Here is a 7,710-nt window from a genome sequence, read left to right as displayed (position 1 = left end):
CCCCGCGCCCCGGCCGCCCCGTCGGGGGTCAGGAGCCCCGGCGGGCCCGTCGGCCCCCTTCGACCCACGAGTCACACGAGTCAGATCGGCCCCGGTGGTCACGTCCCGGTCAGGCACTGCCGATGAACGACTCGCACGAGGAAAGGCCCCTTCCCCGGGGCCTCCCGCGGACCAGTCGGAGGCAAGAGATGATCGCGGACGCCACCATGACGTCGCTGCACGCAGCGTTGTCAGGCCTCTCCCAGCGGCAGCGCGTCAGCGCCGACAACATCGCCAACATCAACACCCCGGGCTACCTGGCCGGGCGCACCGACTTCGAGTCGACGCTGCGCCGCCAGGTCGAGGACGGCGACACCCCCACCGTGGGCGCCGGCACGACGTCCCGCTCGCTGGCCGCCACGCGCACCGACGGCAACAACGTCGACCTGGACTCCGAGACCGTCATCGCCACCGAGACCGGCCTGCGCTACCAGCTGGCGCTGTCGGCCCTCAACGGCAAGTACGACCTCCTGCGCAGCGCCCTCCGGACGCAGTGATGGCCGTCTTCGACTCCATCGCGATCTCGGGCTCCGGGATGACGCTGCACCGCAAGTACCTCGACGCGGTCTCGGACAACATCGCCAACATCAACACCGCGGCGGCCCCGGACCAGGAGGCCTTCAAGGAGCGCTTCATCGTCGCCCAGGCCGTGGACTACGGCTCGGGCACCGGCGGCGTCCGGGTCGCCGGCGCCGCGTTCGGCAGCGCCGAGGGCAAGCTCGTCTACTCCCCCGACAACCCGCTGGCCGACGACGAGGGCTACGTGCGGATGCCCGACATCGACCTCGGCACCCAGATGACCAACCTGCTCATCGCGCAGCGTGGCTACCAGGCCAACATCAGCGCGATCTCGCGGGCCACCGACGCCTACCAGGCGGCTCTCCAGCTCGGGAAGAACCTGTGACGATCAACCCGGTCGCGATGACCACCGGCTACGGCATCGGCGTCAACAGCGGCTACTACAACAACGGCGCCAGCAACAGCGTGCCGGCCACCGACATCAGCGGGATGCTCACCCAGGGCATCGGCGCGCTGGGCGGCGGCTCGGCGACCTCCGCGGTGCAGGCACCCACCAACGCCGACGGCAGCACCTTCGCCGACGTCCTCACCGCTTCGATCGGGCAGCTGCAGGGCCTGCAGAAGACCTCCGACACGATGGCCACCCAGGCCGCCACCGGCGACCTGCAGGACGTGCACGACTACATGATCGCCGCCAGCGAGGCCCGCCTGGCCACCGAGGCCGTCGTCACGATCAAGAACAAGGCCGTCGAGGCCTTCAACGACATCATGCGGATGCCGGTCTGATGCCCGCCGCCCTCGCCGGTCCCCTGGACCGCGCCCGCGCCGCCCTGGCCACCATGACGGCGGCCCAGAAGGCCACCCTCGTGGGTCTCGTGCTCGTGCTGGTCCTGGGCGGCTTCTTCTTCGTGCGCTGGGTGACCGCCCCCACCTACGAGCCGCTGTTCACCAACCTGTCGGCCACCGACGCCTCGGCCATCACCGACGAGCTCACCGCCGAGGGCGTGGACTACCAGCTCCAGGGCGCCGGCACGATCCTGGTCCCCAAGGACCGGGTCTACGCGCTGCGCCTGTCGGTCGCCGGCAAGGGCCTCACCCCGCAGGAGGGCAGCGACTCCGGCTACTCCCTGCTCGACGAGCAGGGCATCACCACCAGCGAGTTCGAGCAGCAGACCACCTACCAGCGGGCCCTCGAGGGCGAGCTCAACAACACCCTCGAGGCGATGGACGGCGTCCGGACCGCCTCGGTGCACATCGCGATGCCCAAGGACGAGGTCTTCGTCACCGACGAGAGCCGCCCCACCGCCGCCGTGCTGCTGGCCCTCACCCCGGGCACCTCGCTGGCCGGTGAGCAGGTGCAGGCCGTGGTCAACCTGGTCTCCAGCTCCATCCAGGGCATGGACCCCGCCGACGTCACCGTCTCCGACACCACCGGCCGGGTCCTCTCCGCCGCCGGTGGTGGCGCCAGCACCGACAGCCAGGCCGACGCCACCGCGACGTTCCAGCAGACCCTGCAGGCCAACGCCCAGGCGATGCTGGACCGGGTGCTGGGCCCCAACAACTCCATGGTCACCGTCGCCGCGACGATGAACTTCGACCAGAGCAACAGCACCAGCACCACCTACAGCTACCCGGCCGAGATCCCGGCGCTGGCCGAGGCCTCGACGACCGAGCAGTACACCGGCACCGGCGGCGCCGGCGCGGCCGGGGTGCTGGGCACCGACGGCACCGCCACCACCGCCGGCGGCGGAGACGGCTCGTACACCAAGGAGGACACCACCTCCAACAACGCGGTGAACACCGAGGTGCGGACGACGATCGCGGCCCCCGGCCAGGTCGAGCGGCTCACCGTCGCCGTCGTCCTCAACAGCGCCGACGGCGCCGCCACCATCGCCCCGGGCACCGTGCAGGACCTGGTCGGCAACGCCGTGTCCCTGGACCCGGCCCGCGGCGACGCCATCACGGTCGCCTCGGCCGCCTTCGACACCGGCGCCGCCGACGCCGCCACCGCCGACATCGCCGCCCAGCAGGCCGCGGAGGCCAGCGCCCAGATGTGGTCGCTGGTGAAGACCGGCGCCATCGTCGGCGGCCTGCTGCTGCTGGTCCTGCTGGTGTGGCTGAAGAACCGCAAGAAGAAGGACGAGTTCGACGAGGACTACGAGGCCCTGGAGCTCGAGGGCGCCGACGACCTGGACCCGCTCATGGTGTCCAGCACCCGCGACCAGGCCCTGGGCCTGCGCACGTCGGCGGCCATCGAGGCCCTGGAGCGGCAGCGGCTGCGCGGTGAGATCACCTCGATGATCGAGGCGCAGCCCGACGCCGTGGCCTCCACCCTCCGCGGCTGGTTGGCCGAGAGCCGCACATGAGCCTGACGAGCGTCGAGCAGATGGTCGGCCTGGGCCCCGGGAGCGAGCTGGACCGGGCGCCCGTCCGGCTCCCCCGCCGCGACATGTCCGGCCTGCGCAAGGCCGCGCTGTTCCTCGCCCAGATGTCCCGCGAGGAGGCCGGCGCGGTCATGGCGCAGCTGACCCCCGACGAGATCGACGCCCTGACCGGTGAGCTGATGCGGCTCAAGGACGTGGCGCCGACCGACGTCGACGACGTCCTCTACGAGTTCCACGAGCGGATGGTCAACCCCACCCACCTCGGTGCCGGGGGGATGGACTTCGCCCGCGACGCGCTGACCGCCGGCCTGGGCGACGCCGAGGCCGAGGCGGTGCTGGGCCGGCTGCAGGCCGTGTACGTCGACCCGCCGTTCACCTCGCTGCGCAACGCCGACACCCGGCAGCTGCTCTCCTTCATGCGCGAGGAGCACCCGCAGATCATCGCCCTGGTCCTGGCCCACCTGCCGGCGACCCAGAGCGCAGAGCTGATGAGCCGCCTGGAGCCCCAGCGGCAGGCCGACGTCGCGCTGCGGATCGCCATGATGGACCGGACCTCCCCCGAGGTCGTCCGGCTCGTCGAGGACGAGATCAGCCGCCGGATGGGCTCCCTGCTGGCCTCCCCCGAGCTGTCCTCGGCCGGTGGCGTCGAGACCCTGGTCGAGATCATCAACCGGGCGTCCCGGCCGACCGAGAAGTCGATCCTGGAGTCGCTGTCGGCCAGCGACCCGGAGCTGGCCGAGAAGGTCCGCTCGCAGATGTTCGTCTTCGAGGACATCGTCATCGTCGACGACCGGTCCATGCAGCTGGTGCTGCGCGAGGTCTCCACGGCCGACCTGGCCGCGGCCCTCAAGGGCGTGCGGGACGACGTCCGCGACAAGGTCATGCGCAACCTGTCCGAGCGTGCGGCCCTGGACCTGGGCGACGAGATCGAGCTGCTCGGCCCGGTCCGCGCCGCGGCCGTCGGCGAGGCGCAGGCCCGCGTGGTCGCCGCCCTGCGGGCGATGGAGGAGTCCGGGCAGATCGTGATCGACCGGGGTGGCGACGATGACCTCATCGCCTGAGGGCGCGGTGCTGCGCGGGGAGTCGACCGCGCGGGCCGTCGCCTGGGACCGCTCGGTCCGCCCCGGCCGTCCGGTCCGGGTCGTGCCGGACCCGGTGCAGCTCGACGAGCTCACCGCCGACGCGGCGACCGACGCGCTGGGCCCGGTCCGCAGCGTGCTGCGCGGCGGGTCCGCCCGGGCCACCGCGTGGGCACCCGGGCCGACGGCCGAGCGGACCGTCGACCGCCGGGCACCCGGGTCGACCGGCCGCCGGGCCGGGGACGCCCCCGCGCCCCGGCTCGAGGAGGTCTACGCCGCCGAGCTGGCCCGGCTGCGCCAGCAGGCCCGGGCCGAGGGCTGGGCCGCCGGGCACGCCGAGGGCCTGGCCACCGCCACGGACGTCGTCGACCGGGTGGAGGCAGAGGCCGCCCAGCGGCTGGCGCTCACCCAGCAGCGCTGGGAGGCCCGCACCGCCTCGGCCGTCGCCGCGCTCACCGCGGCCTGCGCGCAGGTCGACGCCACCCCGCCGCTGGGCGGGGAGACCTTCGACGGCCTGGTCCTGGGCGCCACCCTGACCCTGGTCGAGGAGGTCTTCGCCCGCGAGCTGCAGGTCGCCCGCCGCCCCGGCATCGACGCCCTGCGGCGCGCCCTGGCGCTGTCCCCGACCGACGGTCCGGTCGTCGTCCGGCTGAACCCGGCCGACCTCGAGCGCATCCCCGAGTCCGCCCTCGCCCAGGTCCCCGACCACGTGCGCGTGGTCGGCGACCCCGCGGTCGAGCCCGCCGGCGCGATCGCCGATGCCGGGGTCAGCCGGGTCGACGCCCAGCTCGGCCCGGCGCTGCAGCGGGTCCGCGAGGTGCTCGGCGCGTGAGCGTGCAGGACGTCCTGGACCGGGCGCGAGCCGCCGGCCGCCCGCTGTGCACCGGCGCCGTCACCGGCGCCATGGGCCTGACCATCACCGTCGAGGGCGTCACCTCCGCCGTCGGCGACATCGTCGAGATCGGCGGCGACGGCCCGTCCGGGGCGCGTCCGCTGCAGGCCGAGGTCGTCGCCCTGCACAAGGACCGGCTGACCTGCATGCCCCTGGGCGAGGTCGCCGGGGTCACCGTCGGCTCCCGGGTCCGCCCCACCGGCCGCCCGCTGCAGGTCCCGGTCGGCACCGCGCTGCTGGGCCGGGTCCTGGACGGGCTCGGCCGCCCGGTGGACGGCGGTCCCCCGCTGGCCGGCCGCGCCCGCTACGTCGACCTCGCCACCCAGACCCCGCACGCGCTCACCCGCACCCGGGTCGACCAGCCGCTGTCCTTCGGCGTCCGGGCGCTGGACACCCTGGTCCCCGCCGGCCGCGGCCAGCGGCTGGGCATCTTCGCCGGGTCCGGCGTGGGCAAGTCCACGCTGCTGGCCCAGATCACCCGCGGCACCGACGCCGACGTCCGGGTCATCGGCCTGATCGGCGAGCGTGGCCGCGAGGTCCGGGAGTTCCTGGAGGAGAACCTGGGCGCCGAGGGGATGGCCAACACCGTCGTCGTCGTCGCCACCTCCGACGAGCCGCCGCTGGTCCGGCTGCGGGCGGCCTTCGTGGCCACCCGGATCGCCGAGGACTTCCGCGACCAGGGCCGCGACGTGCTGCTGCTGATGGACTCCATCACCCGCACCGCCATGGCCCAGCGCGAGGTCGGGCTGTCGGCCGGGGAGCCCCCGGCGACCCGCGGCTACCCGCCGAGCGTCTTCGCGATGATGCCGCGGCTGCTGGAGAAGGCCGGCACCGGGCAGGTCGGCTCCATCACCGGGCTGTACACGGTGCTGGTGGAGGGCGACGACCACAACGAGCCCATCGCCGACACCGCCCGCTCGATCCTGGACGGGCACGTCGTCCTCACCCGGGCGATGGCCACCGCCGGGCACTTCCCGGCCATCGACGTGCTCGAGTCGATCTCCCGGGTCGCCTCCTCGGTGACCGCACCGCACCGGATGGCCGACGCCCGCGAGGCCCGCCGGCTGCTCGGCGCGCTGCGCGACGTCAAGGAGCTGATCGAGATCGGCGCCTACCAGGCCGGCAGCGACCCGCTCGTCGACCGGGCCCGTGCGCTGGAGCCCCAGCTCACCGGGTTCCTCCGGCAGACCGTCGAGGACAGCACGCCCCCCGACGAGGCGTGGGCCCGCCTGCACGCCATCGTCGGGTCGGCGTGAAGCGGACCGCCTTCCGCCTGCAGCCGGTGCTCGAGCTCCGCCGCGCCCAGGAACGCACCGCGGGCCTGGCCGCCGCGGAGGCCGAGCGCCGCGCGCTGCGCAGCGCCGAGCACGCCGACGAGGTCGCCGCCGCGCTCGGCGGTGCCGGGCTGCCGTCGGGGCTCACCGGCGCGGGTTTCCTCGCCGCGGTGGTCGGGGTGCGCGCCCTGGCTGCCGATGCAGGGGAGGCACGGGCGGCCGCGACCGCGACCGCCCAGCAGTCCGACGCGGTGCGAGCCGCCTGGACCGCGGCCGCCCAGCGGACCGCGGCACTGGAACGGCTGGCCGAGCGCCACCGGCTCAGTGCACTCCAGGCCGAGCTGGCCGCCGAGGAGCGGGCCGTCGACGACATCGTCACCGGCCGTCACACCCGCAGCAGGGAGGAGGACACGTGGACGGACTGACCACGGTCCAGGGCCGGATCGCCGAGATCCAGACCCGGGTCGCCGCGTTCGCCGGCAGCAACCCGGTGGCCGCGCGCGCCTGGATCGCCGCCGCGGCCCAGGCCGGGCTCGGCACCACGGCCACCGCGTCCACGGCCGCCGCGACCCCCACCGCCGGCAACGCCGCGAGCGAGAGCGCCGTGGTCGACGCCGCGAAGAACTACCTCGGCGTCCCCTACGTGTGGGGCGGCACCGACCCGGCCAAGGGGCTGGACTGCTCCGGGTTCACCCAACGCGTGTTCGCCGACCTCGGGATCAGCATCCCCCGCACCTCCAGCCAGCAGGCCACCGCCGGCACCGCGGTCGCCGGCCTCGCCGACGCCCGCCCCGGCGACCTGGTCTTCTTCGACAACAGCTCCTCCCGCTCAGGCATCGACCACGTCGGGCTCTACCTGGGCGGCGGCAAGATGATCGCCGCCCCGCAGGCCGGCGACGTGGTCAAGATCCAGGACGTCGGCAACCCCTCGGTGATCCGCCGGGTGCTGCCCAGCAACGGCGCGACCACCGCGACCACCGCGGCGCCGGTCCCGGGCGCCGGCCTGTCCGGGGTGCCCTACAGCGACCTGTTCACCGCCGCGGGCGCCCGGCACGGCGTCTCCCCCGCCCTGCTCGCCGCGGTCGCCAAGACCGAGTCCGGCTTCGACTCCACCGCCACCAGCGGCGCCGGGGCGCAGGGGCTGATGCAGTTCATGCCGGCCACGGCCGCCGGCCTGGGCGTCAACGCGATGGACCCGGCCTCCGCCGTCGACGGTGCCGCCCGGTACCTCAGCCAGCTCACCGCCCAGTTCGGCTCGACCGACCTGGCGCTCGCCGCCTACAACGCCGGCCCGGGGACGGTCTCCCGGTTCGGGGGCATCCCGCCCTACCCGGAGACGCAGTCCTACGTCCGCAAGGTCACCGCGGCCGCGGCGGCGTACGCGTGACGCTGTCCGTGGGCGCACCGTCCACCCCCGCACCCTCCGCCCGTCCCACGTCACCGTCCTCGAGCGCCGGGTCCGCCGACCGCTTCGCCGGCCTGCTGCGCGGCGAGGTCGCCGACCGGGCACCCTCCGGGCGGGG

Annotated in this window: 9 protein-coding genes; all 9 read left to right on the top strand. The window is 74.4% G+C overall.

Annotated elements, in window-relative coordinates; translation table 11 throughout:
* Positions 1-188 precede the first annotated feature (188 nt).
* From AC0IVP_RS21645 to AC0IVP_RS21605, 9 genes are read left to right on the top strand one after another with little or no spacing between them, the layout of a single operon-like run.
* Positions 189-536 carry a flagellar basal body rod protein FlgB gene (locus AC0IVP_RS21645; protein ID WP_056292863.1) on the top strand — a complete coding sequence of 116 codons (348 nt, stop codon included), beginning with the start codon at positions 189-191 and terminating at the stop codon, positions 534-536.
* Complete coding sequence (locus tag AC0IVP_RS21640; protein WP_056292866.1) at positions 536-943, top strand: flagellar basal body rod protein FlgC; 408 nt, start codon at positions 536-538, stop codon at positions 941-943. Before AC0IVP_RS21645 ends, AC0IVP_RS21640 begins: the two co-directional genes overlap by 1 nt.
* Entirely contained in the window at positions 940-1,344 is a 405-nt protein-coding gene (fliE, locus tag AC0IVP_RS21635; protein ID WP_471759244.1) for a flagellar hook-basal body complex protein FliE, read from the top strand. Before AC0IVP_RS21640 ends, fliE begins: the two co-directional genes overlap by 4 nt.
* Positions 1,344-2,924: a flagellar basal-body MS-ring/collar protein FliF gene (gene fliF / locus AC0IVP_RS21630; RefSeq protein WP_056292868.1), complete on the top strand. Its 1,581-nt coding sequence runs from the start codon at positions 1,344-1,346 to the stop codon at positions 2,922-2,924. Before fliE ends, fliF begins: the two co-directional genes overlap by 1 nt.
* On the top strand, positions 2,921-4,003 hold the full coding sequence (fliG, locus tag AC0IVP_RS21625; protein WP_082556731.1) for a flagellar motor switch protein FliG: 1,083 nt from the start codon (positions 2,921-2,923) through the stop codon (positions 4,001-4,003). Before fliF ends, fliG begins: the two co-directional genes overlap by 4 nt.
* Positions 3,987-4,853 (top strand): FliH/SctL family protein, encoded by an 867-nt coding sequence (locus AC0IVP_RS21620; protein ID WP_471759243.1) that lies wholly within the window; start codon positions 3,987-3,989, stop codon positions 4,851-4,853. The genes fliG and AC0IVP_RS21620 overlap by 17 nt, the downstream gene beginning before the upstream one ends.
* Positions 4,850-6,169 carry a FliI/YscN family ATPase gene (locus AC0IVP_RS21615; protein WP_471759242.1) on the top strand — a complete coding sequence of 440 codons (1,320 nt, stop codon included), beginning with the start codon at positions 4,850-4,852 and terminating at the stop codon, positions 6,167-6,169. Before AC0IVP_RS21620 ends, AC0IVP_RS21615 begins: the two co-directional genes overlap by 4 nt.
* Positions 6,166-6,612: a flagellar FliJ family protein gene (locus tag AC0IVP_RS21610; RefSeq protein ID WP_471759241.1), complete on the top strand. Its 447-nt coding sequence runs from the start codon at positions 6,166-6,168 to the stop codon at positions 6,610-6,612. Before AC0IVP_RS21615 ends, AC0IVP_RS21610 begins: the two co-directional genes overlap by 4 nt.
* Entirely contained in the window at positions 6,600-7,574 is a 975-nt protein-coding gene (locus tag AC0IVP_RS21605; protein WP_471759240.1) for an NlpC/P60 family protein, read from the top strand. Before AC0IVP_RS21610 ends, AC0IVP_RS21605 begins: the two co-directional genes overlap by 13 nt.
* Positions 7,575-7,710: the final 136 nt, after the last annotated feature.

Source organism: Klenkia sp. AC732 (assembly GCF_979256525.1).
The sequence above is the reverse complement of the archived record's forward strand: the minus strand, read 5'-3'. Positions and strand labels throughout refer to the sequence as shown.

Bases quoted from the DNA above. Each gene is read 5' to 3' on its own strand.
- AC0IVP_RS21645 (WP_056292863.1), top strand. From the start codon at position 189: ATGATCGCGGACGCCACCATGACGTCGCTGCACGCAGCGTTGTCAGGC.
- AC0IVP_RS21640 (WP_056292866.1), top strand. From the start codon at position 536: ATGGCCGTCTTCGACTCCATCGCGATCTCGGGCTCCGGGATGACGCTG.
- fliF (WP_056292868.1), top strand. From the start codon at position 1,344: ATGCCCGCCGCCCTCGCCGGTCCCCTGGACCGCGCCCGCGCCGCCCTG.
- fliG (WP_082556731.1), top strand. From the start codon at position 2,921: ATGAGCCTGACGAGCGTCGAGCAGATGGTCGGCCTGGGCCCCGGGAGC.
- AC0IVP_RS21620 (WP_471759243.1), top strand. From the start codon at position 3,987: ATGACCTCATCGCCTGAGGGCGCGGTGCTGCGCGGGGAGTCGACCGCG.